We start from the raw sequence: 14530 nt of genomic DNA, 5'->3' as shown, positions 1-14530 counted from the left end.
GGGATCTAGGCGACAATCTGGCCGATCTCCGGAAAGGTCGGCGCGGCTTCGATCAGGGTTCGGGTGTAGGGATGCTGTGGGTCGGCAAAGACCCTTTCGGTCGCACCCTGCTCAACGATTTTGCCTGCCTGCATCACCATGACCCGGTCCGTGATCGTGCGCACGACGCTCAGATCGTGGCTGATGAAAAGATAGGTCAGATCGTAAGCGGCGCAAAGTTCGGCCAGCAAATCCAGAATTTGCGCCCGGACCGAAACGTCGAGGGCCGAGACTGCCTCATCAAACAGGATCAACTCGGGCCGGATGATCAGGGCGCGGGCGATGGCGATGCGTTGCCGCTGCCCGCCCGAGAATTCGTGGATGTACTTGCCCGCATCATCGGGCCTTAGGCCAACGGCGCTTAGCATCTCGGCGATACGATCCTGCCTCTCGGACGCGGATGGAGGGGCATCCAGCAAGTGGAATGGCTCGGTGATCAGGCGCGCAACCCGGTGGCGCGGGTTGAAGCTGCCATATGGGTCCTGAAACACCACCTGCATTTTGCGACGCACCGCGAGGTTGGGTTTGTGACCGGTGAAGACTGGTTGACCATCCAGATGGATTTGACCGGATTGCACCTCTTCCAAGCCCAAAATAGCCCGCGTTAGGGTCGATTTTCCACAACCGGATTCACCGACCAACCCCAAACGCTCACCCCGGTTGAGGGTAAAGCTGACACCATCCACAGCGCGGTGGTGTTGCGGTGTGTCGAACAGGCGCTTTCGGGGCATGCGGTAATCCCGAACAACCTGCGCGACCTCAAGCAGCGGATGAGGCTGCGCGGGTTCGGGCAAACTGACCTGATGGCCCGAGGCTTCGAACAGCATGCGCGTATAGGGGTGCTGCATGTTGTGCAGAAGATCACGGGTTGCGCCGGCTTCAACTACTTCACCGCGGCGCATAACGATGATCTGATCGGCCATATCTGCGACAACCGCAAGATCATGAGTGATCATCAACAGACCCATGTCATACTCCCGCACCAGCCCTTTCAGCAGGTCCAGAATCTGCGCCTGCGTCGTCACATCCAGCGCGGTGGTCGGCTCATCTGCGATCAGCAGTTTGGGGCGCAGGGCGATGGCCATTGCGATCACGACGCGCTGGCGCTGTCCGCCGGACAGCTCATGCGGGTAGCGCGATAAGGGGAACCGGTCGGGCGGCAGGCCCACGCGAGTCAGCACCTCTTGCGCCCGCGCCAATGCCTGCGCGCGCGGCATGGCTTTGTGGATCAGGATCGTCTCCATCACCTGATCGCCGATGGTTTTGACCGGGTTGAGGGCGGTCATCGGTTCCTGAAACACCATGCCGACAGAGGCCCCGCGCAGGGCGCACATTTCGGCCTCGGATAGTTTGAGCAGGTCCCGACCATCGAACTTGATCGCGCCCGTCGCTTCGGCACCGTTCGGCAGCAACTGCATCACGGCGAGTGCCGTCATCGACTTACCCGAACCGCTCTCTCCCGTCACGGCCACGATTTGCCCGGACGCGATAGTCAGGCTGACCCTGTTCAGAATGTCCGTGCCGTGAATGGACAGTGACAGGTTTTCGATCTGCAAAAGGCTCATGCGCGCGCCACCCGGATTCTAGGGTCCAGCCAGTCGCGCAGCCCATCCCCCAGCAGGTTCAGACCCAGCACCGTCACGATGATCGCCACACCGGGTATCAGGGCCAAATGCGGGGCAAAACTGACCATCGTCTGTGCGTCGGCCAGCATTCGGCCCCAGCTGGGCGTCGGCGGTTGCGCGCCAAGGCCGACATAGGACAGCCCTGCCTCGGCCAATATGCCCAGCGAGAACTGGATGGTGCCCTGCACGATCAACAGGTTCGCTACATTGGGCAGGATATGTTCCGCCGAAATCCGCGCAGCCCCTTTGCCTGAGACGCGCGCGGCGAGGATGAATTCCCGCTCCCACAGGGACAGCGCCGCACCGCGGGTGATGCGGGCGAAAACGGGGATGTTGAAGATGCCAATGGCAATGATCGCGTTGATGGCTCCGGCCCCGAAAACGGCTGTAATCAGGATGGCGATGACCAATGAAGGGAAGGCAAAGACCAGATCATTACCGCGCATGATGACCTCATCCAGCCACGCCCCTTTAAGCGCCGCTGCCGTCAGGCCCAAAGGCACGCCCAGCGCCATGCCGATGCCCACAGCGACCAGAGCTACCGCAATCGACGTTCGCGCACCCACCATGATCATCGAGAACATGTCCCGCCCGAAGTGATCGGTTCCGAACCAGTGTTGGACATTGGGCGGTTGCAGTTTGTTCGGGATGTCCAGCGCGGCATAATCGTAGGGCGTCCACACAAAGGACACTAGCGCCGCCAGCAGGACCAGAGACGACAGCGCCGCGCCGAGGATCAAGTTACGGCTCATGTCCGACGCCTCAGACGCGGGTCGACAGCTGCATAGGCCAGATCGACGAAGAAGTTCACGGTGATGACCGCGAAGACCAGCAGCATTACTACCGACTCCACCACAATCAGGTCACGGGCCGAGATCGCCTGAAACACCAACCGTCCAAGGCCGGGCAAATAGAATACCTGCTCGATGATGATCGAGCCTGCGAGAAGGAACGAGAATTGTAGCCCGATGATGGTCAGCACCGGGATCAAGGCGTTGCGCACCCCGTGCCGCCACAGTGCCTGACGGCGCGACAGGCCCTTGGCGCGGGCGGTGCGCATGAAATCCTCGCCTAAGATATCCAGCAATGATGATCGCATAACTCGCGCCAAAATCGCCGCCTGTGGCAGAGCCAGTGCTATCGCAGGCAGCGTCAGCGAATGCAGCCCGATCCAGAGGCCATTGTTCCAGCCCGCGAAACCGCCGGCATTGAACCAGCGCAGGTTGATGGCGAAGATCAGAACCAACATCATGGCGAACCAGAAATTCGGCACCGCAATGCCCAGCTGTGTTGCCCCCATGACTGTCAGATCTCCCGGCTTGCCCCGGCGCGCGGCGGCGTAAATCCCGGCGGGAAAGGCGATCAGGGTCGACAGGGTCAGCGCATAAAGCGCCAGCGGCAACGACACCCACAACCGATCCGCAATCATCTGCGACACCGGTGTGCGATAGGTGTAGGAGGTGCCAAAATCCCCCACCAACATCCCGCTGACCCAGCTGAAATACCGCTGTACCTTGGAACCATCCAGCCCCAGCTCGGCCCGCAAAGCCGCCAGCGTATCCTCTTGCGCGTTCACGCCCAGCATGAAAGAGGCCGGATCACCGGGCGCAACCTCGATCACCGCAAAGATGACCACCGAGGCGACGGCAAGGCTGATCAGCAACGAAATCAGACGTTTGAGGGCATAGCGTAGCATCAAGGCCACGTTAGGGCCGCATCTCGCGCGGGTCCAGCGCCTAAGGTGTCAGCAGATAGGCAAAAACCGCATACGCAACGATCGCGGCATAGCCCAACGGGTAAATCCACTTGATTGCATAATTGTCCAGCATTCTAGCCCCGTCCTCACGACCCGAGACTTTCAATTTGCGCAGGGCGACGTTGAATACGATCAACGCCCCGGTCATCAGGAACATGCATTGCAGGATGAAATCCAGAAAAGTCAGATACCCCAGCTTGGGCAGATCAGCCGAGATCGCCCAGTTGAAGGCCACAAAGACCAGTAGATTACCACCCGCAATCTCGATCCGGCGGCGATACTCATCCAGGAAGAACAGCGCCCAGCCCACCGTAATCAAAACCAGCATCGGCAAGAACACCCGGATCACGTAATAGGTCAGGTGCCGGTGACCTTCAAAAGCCAATGCGATCTGATCGCTTTCCCGTCCGGACAGGCCGATAACTTTCGAATGCTCAACCCGAGGGTTGTCCAATATCCATTCTTCCTCGCCCAGCAAATCACCCAGACCGGAATGCTCCTCCAACGCGTAATAGGAGACGTATTCAGACGGAAAGATCGAGACGACTTCGAAGAAGAACTGTTGAGTGTCGAACGGGTATTTGCGGAAATCAAAATGCGGCGCTTGCAAGGTCAGCGAAGATTTCTCGGCATAGACCACATGCCCGTCATAACGCAACGAGGCGGCGGATTCGTGGATCCACTTGTTGGATTGCTGATTGTGAATCACAAAGGCAGGCACAACCGCACCAAGACCCCGAGCATGTTCCGCAAGCGCCGGAGGATTGAAGACCTGAATCTCCCGACCGACTTCCTCGCGATCAAAGGCCAGCGCCGGGTCGGTCCACTCGACCCTTAGAACAACAACAGCCCCGTAATTCTCGGCCTTCTGGTCGACGCTGGTGACCTGATCAATTCGGACGCCGACACCAACCTGCAAAGGGTTCTCCGGCGTACCGACCAGCTCTCGAAGTCCCCCGGCCAGTGTGTTCTGCGCCAGCGCTTGCCCGGCCCCCATCGCACAGAGGCAGATTATCACAACCAAAAGGCATATGGCGCGGACCGGGGTCATGTTCAGGCTCGCATTGGGAATTTGTGAACCGGGGCGGCCCAATGCAGCCCCAGTAACAGGTTACTCGGACCAGCTGATCTGGGTCAGGTCGATGGCAGCGGTCGGCGCATTCTTCCACAGCCCCTGCACCCCAGTTTTGGCAACACCCAACTTGGCCAGTTGGAAAAGATAACCATTGACGTAGTCATCCGCGATCAGGCGCTGCATCTCGCCCAGCAATCTTTCGCGTTCTGCCGGGTCAGTGGTGGTGTTCAGGGTCTCCATCAGCGTCTGTGCATCCAGACTGTCATACTGGAAATAGTAATCAGGCCGCGCATAGATACCGATATCCATCGGCTCGGTATGGCTGACGATGGTCAGACCGAATTCCTTGCCCTTGAACACCGTTTCCAACCACTGCGCCCATTCCACATTGATGATCTCGGCGTTGATGCCAACCTCGGCCAGTTGCGCGGCGATGATCTCGCCCCCGCGCCGGGCGTAAGAGGGCGGCGGCAGGTGCAAGGTGGTATCAAACCCTTGCTCAAAACCCGCATCGGCCAGCAGTTTGGCGGCCTTCTTCGGGTCATAGGCGGAATTGCCGGTCAGATCGACATAGGCCGGGTTATGGGGTGCGAAATGGGTGCCAATGGGGGTGCCATAGCCGAACATCGCCCCGTCAATGATCGCCTGACGGTCAATGGCATGGGCCAGCGCCTGCCGTATACGGATATCGTCGAAAGGCGGCTGTTTGTTGTTGGTCGACAGGATCGTCTCGCCCTCGGTCGAGCCAACCAGCACCTGAAACCGTGGATCAGCCTCGAATTGAGGCAGGTTTTCCGGCGCAGGGAAGTTGTCGAACACGTCCACATCCTCGGCCATCATGGCGGCAAAAGCGGCGGTGGGATCCGAGATGAATTTGAACGTAGCAGTCTCTAACGCAGGCTGATCGCCCCAATAGTTCGGATTGCGGTTCAGCGTTATGCTGTCGCCTTGTACCCAGTTGTCAAAGGTGAAGGCACCTGTACCAACCGGGTTAGTTGTATTGGTCTCGATACTGTCCGGTGAAACAATCACTGCATCGCCCCAGGCCATGTTGAACAGGAAATTGCCGTTCGGCTCGGACAGGGTGACTTTGACGGTCAGAGGGTCCACGACCTCAACACTTTCTATCCCGGCAAACAACGCTTTCTGGGCATTGGCACTGTCCTCCGCGCGGGCGCGGTCGAGGCTGAACTTAACGTCTTCGGCGTCCATTGCCGTGCCATCGTGGAAGGTCACGCCATCATGCAGCTTGAAGGTATAGACGGTGCCGTCCTCGGAAATCTCCCAGCTTTCGGCCAGGCCGGGAACGACCGAGCCATCGCCCATGAATCGGGTCAGACCCTCGTAGATATTGGTGTAGACCACCGAATCGATAGCCTGCGCCGCAGCACTGGTTGGATCCAGATGCGGCGGCTCCAATTGCATCGCAATTGTGATATCTGACTTGGCCATGGCTTGCCCGGCGAACAGGCTGGCACCCACGGCCAGCGCCGAGACAAATGTTCGAAACGTCTGCTTTGTCATAAAAATATCTCCCCGCTTCAAATGCGTGGCCCTGCGTTTTTACGGGCCGTTCCTCAGGTAATGTCCCTTTAAACCTAAGGTCATTCAAGGAAATGTTCGCGCAACCGGGGTTTCTATGACCTTGTGCAATCTGCTATGCCGCGCTGCAACATGAACACCGGAGGAGCGATCATGAGCGCCACCGCCCGCAAAAAAGCCCCGAATGCCGAGGATATCCGCGCTAGCAAAGGGGGTGACCCTCTGGTCAGTTTGACCGCCTACACCACGCCGATGGCGCGGCTGATGGATGCCCATTGCGACTTTGTTCTGGTGGGGGACAGCGTTGGCATGGTGCTGCACGGGCTGGAATCGACGCTGGGCGTGACCATGGAGATGATGGTGATGCACGGTCAGGCCGTTTCGCGCGGTCTGGACAAGGCGATGATGGTCATCGACATGCCCTTTGGCAGCTATGAACATTCCCCGGCTGATGCCTTTCGCAATGCGGCCCGTCTGATGGCCGACACCAACGCTGGTGCGGTCAAGCTGGAAGGTGGGGTCGAGATGGCTGAAACGATCCGCTTCTTGGTCAAGCGCGGCATCCCGGTGATGGCGCATATCGGCCTGACCCCGCAGTCGATCAATACTTTGGGCGGCTACAAGGTTCAGGGCCGCGATGAACAGGCCGAGGCCGTACTGGCCGATGCCCGCGCCGTGGCCGAGGCAGGCGCGTTCTCGGTCGTGCTTGAGAAGGTGCCGCAAGGTCTGGCCGACCAGATCACGGCAGAGGTCTCGATCCCGACCATCGGCATTGGTGCATCCGCCGGGTGTGACGGCCAGATTCTGGTGGTCGACGACATGGTCGGGTTCTTCACCGCCTTCAAACCGAAATTCGTCAAACGCTATGCCGAGCTTGGCCCGCAGGCCGAAGCCGCCATCGCGCAATACGCCGCAGAAGTGCGCGCCAGGACCTTCCCGGCGGACGAACACGTTTTCGCCGATCAGGCGCCGGCCAAAGGACCCAAAACATGACCGCCCCGATCCTGCGCCGCCTGAGCGATTTGCGTGCGCTGACAACCAAATGGCGCCGTGCGGGTGAGACCATCGGCGTGGTCCCCACAATGGGCGCGCTGCATCAGGGACATTTGTCTCTGGTCGAGGCCGCCAAGGCCGAGACCGATCGGGTGATCGTGACGATCTTTGTGAACCCCAAACAGTTCAACAACCCCGAAGATCTGGCCAAATACCCGCGCACTGAAAACGAAGACGCGGAGAAACTGGCCTCCTTTGACGTCGACGTGATCTACGTGCCGGACCCCGAAGAGATTTACCCGCAGGGCTTCGCCACCACCGTTTCCGTCGCCGGTCTGACCAATGTGATGGAAGGCGAATTCCGCCCCGGACATTTCGACGGAGTCGCCACGGTTGTCGCCAAACTGTTCCTGCAAACACAGGCGGATCGAGCCTATTTTGGGGAAAAAGACTATCAGCAGCTGATGATCGTCCGCCGCATGGCGCGTGATCTGGACATCCCGATCGAGGTCGTGGGCTGCGCCACGGTACGCGAACCTTCGGGGCTGGCGATGTCTTCGCGCAACCTACGTCTCTCGCCCGAGGGGCTGGCCATTGCCGCCAATAAACACCGGATCATGCAGGGCGTCGCTCAGTCGTTGAAAGCTGGAGCGACTTTTGAGGATCTGGCCAAAAAGGCCGAAACTGATCTGCTGGCCGCGGGGTTCTCGCAGGTCGAATACATCCATCTGCGCTGCGCCGAAACGCTGGAACCCCTGACCCACGCCACACGCCCTGCTCGGCTGTTCGCGGCGGCCTGGGCCGATGGCGTTCGGCTGATCGACAATATTCCTGTCTGAGCCTCTGGCCCGCGCGTCATTGTTTGCGCTAAAGTCCCGCAAAGCCAAACGGGAGGGGCGCGGGGAATGACCTATATTCTCGCCATTGATCAGGGCACGACATCATCGCGGGCCATATTGTTCGACGCCGATATGCAGCGCGCAGGCACCGCGCAGCACGAGTTCACGCAGCATTTCCCCCAGGAAGGCTGGGTCGAACACGATGCCGAGGAAATCTGGGACAGCGTCCTGCGTGTCTGCCGTGAGGTTATGGAGACGGTTGGCGTCACCGCCGATCAAATCGCGGGTATCGGCATCACCAACCAGCGCGAAACCACCGTCGTCTGGGATCGCGCAACCGGCAAGCCGATCCACAACGCCATCGTCTGGCAAGACCGCCGCACCACCGAGATCTGCGCGCGTTATAAACAAGCCGGGTGCGAGGACGACGTGACCGCCCAGACCGGGTTGCTGCTGGACCCTTATTTCTCGGGCACCAAGGTTAAATGGCTGCTGGAGAATGTGCCGGGCGCACGGGACAAGGCCGAGGCCGGAGAACTGATGTTCGGCACCATCGACTGTTTCCTGATCTGGCGTCTAAGCGAAGGACGCAGTCACGCCACCGATGCCACCAACGCCGCGCGCACGTTGTTGTTTGACATTCATAAGGGCGCGTGGAGTACGGAAATCTGCGACCTGCTGGACGTGCCGATGAACATGCTGCCCGAAGTGCATGACTGCGCTTCGGACTTCGGGGAAACGACTCTGTTTGGGGGAAATATCCCGATTCTGGGCGTGGCGGGGGACCAGCAAGCCGCCACAATTGGGCAGGCTTGTTTCAAGCCGGGCATGATGAAATCGACCTATGGCACGGGCTGCTTCGCGCTTCTCAATACCGGCGACAAGCCGGTCGAATCGAAGAACCGCCTGCTGACCACCATTGCGTATCAGTTGGACGGCAAACGCACCTATGCGCTGGAAGGCTCGATCTTTGTAGCCGGGGCCGCCGTGCAATGGCTGCGCGATGCGTTGCAGATCATCGAAACCGCCCCCGAAAGCGGTGATCTGGCGCAGCAGGCCGACCCGACCCAGCATGTGGTTCTGGTCCCCGCCTTTACCGGCCTTGGCGCGCCTTACTGGAAGCCCGACTGCCGCGGCGCAGTGTTTGGTTTGACCCGCAACTCGGGCCGTGCCGAGTTTGCCAAGGCAACGCTGGAAAGCATTGCGTATCAGACCCGCGATCTGTGGCATGCGATGCAGGGTGACTGGGGCGCGGATACCGATGTGATCCTGCGCGTGGACGGCGGGGCCAGCGCTTCGGACTGGACGATGCAGAGCCTGTCGGACTGTCTTGGAGCTGAGGTCGACCGCCCGGTGATGCAGGAGACCACCGCCTTGGGTGCTGCATGGCTGGCCGGGATGCGGGCGGGGGTGTACCCGGATCAGCAGGGGTTCTCGGACACCTGGGCGCTGGATCGCCGGTTTGAACCGGAAATGTCTGCCGAGGACCGCGACGCCGCTTATGACCGCTGGAAACGCGCCGTATCCGCCGCCATGGCCTTCTGAACCACGTGAAGGATCAGCTGTGATCCTTCATCAACCGCTGCTTCTGACGTGACCAGTCACGTTTAGCCTGAGTTTCGCGCTTGTCGTGCAGCTTCTTACCCTTGGCGATGCCGATCTTCAGCTTCGCCCGACCTTTGTGGTTGAAATACAAAACCAGCGGCACCAGCGTCATGCCCTTGCGCTGGGTCGCGTTCCACAGATTCGACAGCTCTTTGCGCGACACCAGCAGCTTACGGCGACGGCGTTCTTCGTGCTTGAACACTTTGGCCTGCTCATATGGCGCGATGTAGCTGTTGATCAGCCACAGCTCTCCGTCATCGACCGAAGCATAGCTTTCGGCGATGTTCGAGCCGCCCGCGCGCAGGGATTTGACCTCGGACCCTTCCAGCACGATGCCGCACTCGATATCCTCTTCGATCGCATAATCGAAGCGGGCACGCCGGTTTTCGGCGATGACTTTGTAATTCGGGTCTGAGTTCTGCTTTTGCTTGGCCATGACGCGTTGATTTAGGCGGCTTGGGCGGCCCTTGCAAGCCGTAGCAGTCAGGACGTGGCCGAGATGATCAGATCAGGGCCAAAAATCGTGTCGGCGTGGCTGTGCAGATAAATCTTCAGCCATGGCGTGAACCGCTGCGGATGGCGCTGCACTTCGGCCAGCAGATCGTGGTAGTCAATCCAGCGGATCTCCATGACTTCATTCGGGTTAGGGTCGATTTTCAGCGGGCCACGGACATGGGCGAGGAAGATATCGACCACCTCATGTTCGATCATGCTGTTGCCCACATCGGCGTGGTATTCCAGCCGATGCCGATACTCCGGGAACAATCCGGTGATCCCCAATTCTTCCCGCAAGCGGCGCACAGCACATGCCGAGGGCGTTTCACCCCAATCCGGGTGGGTACAGCAGGTATTCGCCCACAAGCCCGGCGTGTGATATTTGCCCAAGGCCCGGCGTTGCAGCAAAATCTCAGTGCCGCGCACTACAAAAACCGACACCGCCTTGTGACGCAGGCCTTTTTCATGGGCCTCAAGCTTGTCTACAGGGGTCAATTCGCCATCAACCCAGGCCGGGATCATGATTCCCATCTGTCGTCTCCTGCTGTTGATCCGCCGAGGCGGCGGGATGGTCGGAATTGGCTGCGGCCCGTCAGGCATAGCTTTGCGACACCACGCAATGGCATGATGAGTCGCGCATTGCCAACGTGGCGTCGATCCAACCGGTTATCAACCGCACGAAAGGCCGCAGGGGCTGCGGCCTTTTGTAATTTCAAAACGGGTCTTGGTATGGACGTTATTCGCCGGACACACTGACGATATAAGCGTAGACGTCCTCGGCCCCTTTCTTCAGCTTGAAGGTCATCTTGGACTTGGCCGAGGTTTCACCCAGATAGTCCTTAAGGAACGCTTTGGGGTCCTGAGCATATGCGACGAAAGTGGTTTCATCCCAGACCAGCCCGTTTTCGCCCGCCTGAACAATGCTGTCGCCGTATTTGAAACCTTCGACGGTGCCAGCCGTGCGGCCCGCAACGCCGTATAGATTCGGCCCGGTCTTGCCGCCTTTGACAATCACCTCTCCTTCGGGGTCGGCAATCAGGTGGCAGGACTTGCATTTGTTAAAGGCCTTTTTACCGGCTTCGGCGTCACCTTCGGCATAGACGGGAAGGGCCAGCAGGCCGACGATTGCGGTAGCGAGGATGCGATTCATTGCTTTTGCTCCGATACAAATTGGCTGCACCGAATGGACCGTCGGCGCAAATAAGAGTCAACGCGCGGATTGCCGCGCGCGGGCATAGTGCCACTGCGGCATATGCGCCGTCCTTAACTTAAGTCATGTGAAGCCGACCAGCAGGGCAACAGATCGCCCGCGGCTGGCGTCGCCAGATAGATCGCCCGTGCAATGGCGCGCGCCAGACAGATCGAGGCCGCATGTCCGATCATTCCCATCGCCTTTGTCTCAACAGGGTGCGCGCAGGTGCTGATGCCAAAGACCAGATCTCCGTCACCGGGCGTATGCGCGGGCAGGATTGCGCGGGCGATACCATCATGCGCCGCCACCGCAAGCCGCTGGCATTGCGGCTTGGACAGCGCGGCATCGGTGGCGACGATCGCAATGGTCGTATTGCCTTGATGCGGGTCCGCCGGTCTCATCGACTGCGCTTTTAGACTAGCTTCGGGTTGTCCCAGACCCGAGCGCAGATCAGGCCCTAATCCGCCAAATTCCCCGTTGACCTCGTAAGGCGCGGCCCAGAAATGGCGATCGCCCGGGGTGGTGACGCTGCCCAGCGGATTGGCCGCAACCAAAGCCCCGACGGTTATGCCATTGTCCAGCACCAGCGACGCCGACCCCAGCCCCCCTTTATGCCGCGCCGCCAACGCCCCTGTTCCAGCACCGCACGTCCCAAGGCCAAATTCCGTACCGGCCGTTTCATATGCGGTGCGCCCCAAAGCCCGATACGGATTCTCGGTCCAACCCTTGTCACCACCATTCAGCAGGTCAAACAAGATCGCGCCAGGCACGATAGGGACTGTGACAGGGCCTACGCCGAATCCTCTGCCCTGCGCGCGTAGCGCTTCGGACACGCCCGAGCAGGCATCCAGACCAAAAGCCGATCCGCCGGACAAGGCGATCGCGTCAACCCGGTCGACGGTTTTGTCCGGCGCCAGCAAATCGGTTTCGCGCGTCCCCGGCGCGCCACCCATCACATGAACCGACGCGGTGAACGGTTGGTCGGCGGTCAGCACGGTTGTGCCGGATTTCAGCGCATAATCCTGCGCGTTTCCGACTTTGAGGCCGGGGACGTCGGTGATCAGATTTCTGGGTCCGGGGGTCATTTCGAGCTGCGGGGTTCGGGCCGAAAAGCGCGCAGGCGCGATGCCTCCGGCGGAGGTATTTTTGGCCAGACGAAGAGCGGATCAGATACAGCGGCCACCGTCGACCTCCAACGCTGTGCCGGTGATCATACTGGCCTCGTCCGAGCACAGGAACAGAGCCGCGTTTGCCATATCGTCGGGGGTCGAGAAGCGTCCCAGCGGGATGGTCGACAGGAACTTGGCGCGAATCTCGGGCGTGTCTTCGCCCATGAAGGATTTGAGCAGCGGGGTTTCTCCGGCCACGGGGCATATCGCGTTCACGCGGACGCCTGACGGGGCGAGTTCAACTGCCATGGTTTTGGTTGCGGTGATCATCCAGCCCTTGGAGGCGTTATACCAATTCAGGTTGGGTCGCGGCGACAAACCCGCCGTTGAGGCCACGTTCAGGATCGCACCCGCACCCCGCGCTTTCATCGCCGGAACAAACGCGCGGGCAGTCAAATAGACAGACTTCATATTCACGTTGAAGACCCGGTCGAAATCGTCTTCGGAAACATCTTCGAGCGGTGTCGGCAGGTGGGTCACACCGGCATTGTTGACCAGAATGTCCAAGGACCCGAACCGGTCCCAGGCGATGTCAGCCATCGCCTGAACCGAGGCCGCATTCCCGACATCCACCATCTGTGCAATCGCATTTGGCCCATGCTGCTTGGCCTGAACCTCGGCCGCGTCGCCGTTGACATCTGCGATCATTACGCGTGCGCCTTCGGACAGGAACTTTTGCACGATCCCAGCACCGAACCCCGACGCGCCGCCTGTGACGATTGCAGTTTTCCCCTCTAACCTCATGATCTTGCTCTCCCTTGCGGGGTCAGACTAGCAAGGTGCCGCGAAACTACCAGATCAATCTTCCGAGACCTTGCCACGTAGCGCCTTTACGTCGCCACGCGCCTTTTTCGCCGCGAGTCGTCGTTTGACAGAGCCGTATGTAGGTTTGGTTGCGATCCGACGCTTGGGCTTGACCAGCGCGCGGGTGATCAGTTCAGCCAGTCGCGTGCGCGCGATCTCGCGGTTACGAGCCTGAGAACGGGTCTCTTCGCACTGAATGATGATCGCACCATCCTTGGTCCAACGCCGCCCGGCCAGACGTTTCAGGCGATTCTTGACCGGATCAGGCAAAGAAGGCGAGCGCGCAGCCTCGAACCGCAGCTCAACAGCCGTCGAGACCTTGTTGACGTTCTGCCCGCCGGGACCCGAGGACCGCACAAAGCTTTCGGTCATTTCCCAGTCTTGCAGGGCGATATCGTCGTTGATGCGCAACATGGTGTGGACCTTATCCGGCGCGAACAGAAACAAAAAGGGCCGCCCCGGCGGGACGGCCCTTCGAAAGTACAAGGAGGTCGGGTCGGTTAGATCAATCGACCAGCCGGAGCGAGCGCTCCGCCAAGGGCTGCCCTAACAGGCGATCCCCCCGGTTGTTCCGACACCTCTCTCCAATCTCTTTCTCGACACTGGATCACCTCCTTTTCTATCTGTTGCGGTTAACAAGGATGGTGACACAAGATGAGCCAATCTCAAAGAACTTTTTTACGCAGGCTGCGCGGCGGTCAAACGAGCAACGATCACCTTGAACGGGATCAAAGCAATCAGAGCCAGCGACAGTTTCACCAGCCAGTCGGCAAAGGCCAACGTCACCCAAAGCGGCGCCATTGGGCCGGACAGCATGAACGGCACAGGCTCCCACGCCCAGTTGATCGCTGCGTCGGCATTGGCACCGAAGAACGTAACTGAAGCCGAGAAGGCGATGGTGAAGAACAACGCAGTGTCCAGCGCCGATCCAACCAGTGTCGAAACCAGCGGGGCGCGCCACCAGCGGCCACCGCGCAGAGAATTGAACACGGTGACGTCGGTCAGTTGCGCGATCAGGAAAGCGGTACCCGACGCGACGGCGATACGCAGCGGCACAGCGGCATAGGTGAACCCGTCGCCCTGCAACATGATCTGGCTGCCGATCAGCGAGCAGATGATGCCGGTGATGAACCCGGCGAGCACGACCTTGCGGGCGGTGGCCACGCCATAGACGCGGTTCATTATGTCTGTGACCAAAAAGGCCAGCGGATAGGTGAAGGCACCCCAGGTCAACAGCCCGTCAAGGATCAGGAACTGGACCAGAATGTTCGAGGCCACGACGATGGCGGCCATGGCAATAATGCCGGGAATGTAAGCGCGTTGCATGTTTTGATGCCCGTTTTGACAAGGTAGCGGCGACTTGGCCAAGGGACCGTCCCAAGGCAAGCCGTGCGTT

At 59.9% G+C, this 14530-nt stretch carries 15 protein-coding genes; 3 read left to right on the top strand and 12 right to left on the bottom strand.

What is annotated here, in order from left to right:
• Positions 1 to 5 precede the first annotated feature (5 nt).
• Genes ACOQOY_RS12425 through ACOQOY_RS12405 form a run of 5 tightly spaced genes read right to left on the bottom strand, consistent with a single transcriptional unit; the run spans position 6 to position 6019 of the window.
• Complete coding sequence (locus ACOQOY_RS12425) at positions 6 to 1604, bottom strand: ABC transporter ATP-binding protein (protein WP_420585727.1); 1599 nt, start codon at positions 1602 to 1604, stop codon at positions 6 to 8.
• On the bottom strand, positions 1601 to 2416 hold the full coding sequence (locus ACOQOY_RS12420; RefSeq protein ID WP_420585726.1) for an ABC transporter permease: 816 nt from the start codon (positions 2414 to 2416) through the stop codon (positions 1601 to 1603). Before ACOQOY_RS12420 ends, ACOQOY_RS12425 begins: the two co-directional genes overlap by 4 nt.
• Positions 2413 to 3360, bottom strand: a complete 948-nt coding sequence (locus tag ACOQOY_RS12415) for an ABC transporter permease (RefSeq protein WP_420585725.1) — start codon at positions 3358 to 3360, stop codon at positions 2413 to 2415. The genes ACOQOY_RS12420 and ACOQOY_RS12415 overlap by 4 nt, the downstream gene beginning before the upstream one ends.
• Positions 3361 to 3400: 40 nt before the next feature.
• Positions 3401 to 4471 (bottom strand): hypothetical protein, encoded by a 1071-nt coding sequence (locus ACOQOY_RS12410; RefSeq protein ID WP_420585724.1) that lies wholly within the window; start codon positions 4469 to 4471, stop codon positions 3401 to 3403.
• Between the two features lie 60 nt (positions 4472 to 4531).
• Complete coding sequence (locus ACOQOY_RS12405) at positions 4532 to 6019, bottom strand: ABC transporter substrate-binding protein (protein ID WP_420585723.1); 1488 nt, start codon at positions 6017 to 6019, stop codon at positions 4532 to 4534.
• A gap of 171 nt (positions 6020 to 6190) precedes the next feature.
• Here ACOQOY_RS12405 and panB point away from each other — a divergent pair, with 171 nt between their 5' ends.
• The 3 genes from panB (at position 6191) to glpK (ending at position 9414) form a co-directional block, all read left to right on the top strand.
• Positions 6191 to 7030 (top strand): 3-methyl-2-oxobutanoate hydroxymethyltransferase, encoded by an 840-nt coding sequence (panB, locus tag ACOQOY_RS12400; RefSeq protein WP_420585722.1) that lies wholly within the window; start codon positions 6191 to 6193, stop codon positions 7028 to 7030.
• Positions 7027 to 7869 carry a pantoate--beta-alanine ligase gene (gene panC / locus ACOQOY_RS12395; protein ID WP_420585721.1) on the top strand — a complete coding sequence of 281 codons (843 nt, stop codon included), beginning with the start codon at positions 7027 to 7029 and terminating at the stop codon, positions 7867 to 7869. The genes panB and panC overlap by 4 nt, the downstream gene beginning before the upstream one ends.
• Positions 7870 to 7935: 66 nt before the next feature.
• Entirely contained in the window at positions 7936 to 9414 is a 1479-nt protein-coding gene (glpK, locus tag ACOQOY_RS12390; RefSeq protein ID WP_420585720.1) for a glycerol kinase GlpK, read from the top strand.
• A gap of 13 nt (positions 9415 to 9427) precedes the next feature.
• On the opposite strand, the gene smpB is transcribed toward glpK, so the two are convergent.
• From smpB to ACOQOY_RS12355, 7 genes are all read right to left on the bottom strand, one after another.
• On the bottom strand, positions 9428 to 9910 hold the full coding sequence (gene smpB, locus ACOQOY_RS12385; RefSeq protein ID WP_420585719.1) for an SsrA-binding protein SmpB: 483 nt from the start codon (positions 9908 to 9910) through the stop codon (positions 9428 to 9430).
• 47 nt (positions 9911 to 9957) lie between these two features.
• Positions 9958 to 10500 carry an isopentenyl-diphosphate Delta-isomerase gene (gene idi / locus ACOQOY_RS12380; RefSeq protein ID WP_420585718.1) on the bottom strand — a complete coding sequence of 181 codons (543 nt, stop codon included), beginning with the start codon at positions 10498 to 10500 and terminating at the stop codon, positions 9958 to 9960.
• 205 nt (positions 10501 to 10705) lie between these two features.
• The gene (locus ACOQOY_RS12375; RefSeq protein ID WP_420585717.1) at positions 10706 to 11119 is read right to left on the bottom strand and encodes a c-type cytochrome; all 414 of its coding nucleotides are present in this window, start codon (positions 11117 to 11119) and stop codon (positions 10706 to 10708) included.
• Positions 11120 to 11232: 113 nt separating this feature from the next.
• On the bottom strand, positions 11233 to 12246 hold the full coding sequence (locus ACOQOY_RS12370) for a P1 family peptidase (RefSeq protein WP_420585716.1): 1014 nt from the start codon (positions 12244 to 12246) through the stop codon (positions 11233 to 11235).
• A gap of 81 nt (positions 12247 to 12327) precedes the next feature.
• Entirely contained in the window at positions 12328 to 13074 is a 747-nt protein-coding gene (locus ACOQOY_RS12365) for an SDR family oxidoreductase (protein WP_420585715.1), read from the bottom strand.
• A 54-nt stretch (positions 13075 to 13128) separates the two neighbouring features.
• Entirely contained in the window at positions 13129 to 13548 is a 420-nt protein-coding gene (arfB, locus tag ACOQOY_RS12360; protein WP_420585714.1) for an alternative ribosome rescue aminoacyl-tRNA hydrolase ArfB, read from the bottom strand.
• A 264-nt stretch (positions 13549 to 13812) separates the two neighbouring features.
• Positions 13813 to 14460 (bottom strand): queuosine precursor transporter, encoded by a 648-nt coding sequence (locus tag ACOQOY_RS12355; protein WP_420585713.1) that lies wholly within the window; start codon positions 14458 to 14460, stop codon positions 13813 to 13815.
• Positions 14461 to 14530: the final 70 nt, after the last annotated feature.

Source organism: Ruegeria sp., assembly GCF_965221235.1.
Lineage (GTDB): Bacteria > Pseudomonadota > Alphaproteobacteria > Rhodobacterales > Rhodobacteraceae > Ruegeria.
This window is presented reverse-complemented; position numbering and strand designations above follow the sequence as displayed.

Excerpts from the sequence above, each read along its gene's own strand:
- ACOQOY_RS12425 (WP_420585727.1), bottom strand. The coding sequence starts at position 1,604 with ATGAGCCTTTTGCAGATCGAAAACCTGTCACTGTCCATTCACGGCACG.
- ACOQOY_RS12420 (WP_420585726.1), bottom strand. The coding sequence starts at position 2,416 with ATGAGCCGTAACTTGATCCTCGGCGCGGCGCTGTCGTCTCTGGTCCTG.
- ACOQOY_RS12415 (WP_420585725.1), bottom strand. The coding sequence starts at position 3,360 with ATGCTACGCTATGCCCTCAAACGTCTGATTTCGTTGCTGATCAGCCTT.
- ACOQOY_RS12410 (WP_420585724.1), bottom strand. The coding sequence starts at position 4,471 with ATGACCCCGGTCCGCGCCATATGCCTTTTGGTTGTGATAATCTGCCTC.
- ACOQOY_RS12405 (WP_420585723.1), bottom strand. The coding sequence starts at position 6,019 with ATGACAAAGCAGACGTTTCGAACATTTGTCTCGGCGCTGGCCGTGGGT.
- panB (WP_420585722.1), top strand. The coding sequence starts at position 6,191 with ATGAGCGCCACCGCCCGCAAAAAAGCCCCGAATGCCGAGGATATCCGC.
- panC (WP_420585721.1), top strand. The coding sequence starts at position 7,027 with ATGACCGCCCCGATCCTGCGCCGCCTGAGCGATTTGCGTGCGCTGACA.
- glpK (WP_420585720.1), top strand. The coding sequence starts at position 7,936 with ATGACCTATATTCTCGCCATTGATCAGGGCACGACATCATCGCGGGCC.
- smpB (WP_420585719.1), bottom strand. The coding sequence starts at position 9,910 with ATGGCCAAGCAAAAGCAGAACTCAGACCCGAATTACAAAGTCATCGCC.
- idi (WP_420585718.1), bottom strand. The coding sequence starts at position 10,500 with ATGGGAATCATGATCCCGGCCTGGGTTGATGGCGAATTGACCCCTGTA.
- ACOQOY_RS12375 (WP_420585717.1), bottom strand. The coding sequence starts at position 11,119 with ATGAATCGCATCCTCGCTACCGCAATCGTCGGCCTGCTGGCCCTTCCC.
- ACOQOY_RS12370 (WP_420585716.1), bottom strand. The coding sequence starts at position 12,246 with ATGACCCCCGGACCCAGAAATCTGATCACCGACGTCCCCGGCCTCAAA.
- ACOQOY_RS12365 (WP_420585715.1), bottom strand. The coding sequence starts at position 13,074 with ATGAGGTTAGAGGGGAAAACTGCAATCGTCACAGGCGGCGCGTCGGGG.
- arfB (WP_420585714.1), bottom strand. The coding sequence starts at position 13,548 with ATGTTGCGCATCAACGACGATATCGCCCTGCAAGACTGGGAAATGACC.
- ACOQOY_RS12355 (WP_420585713.1), bottom strand. The coding sequence starts at position 14,460 with ATGCAACGCGCTTACATTCCCGGCATTATTGCCATGGCCGCCATCGTC.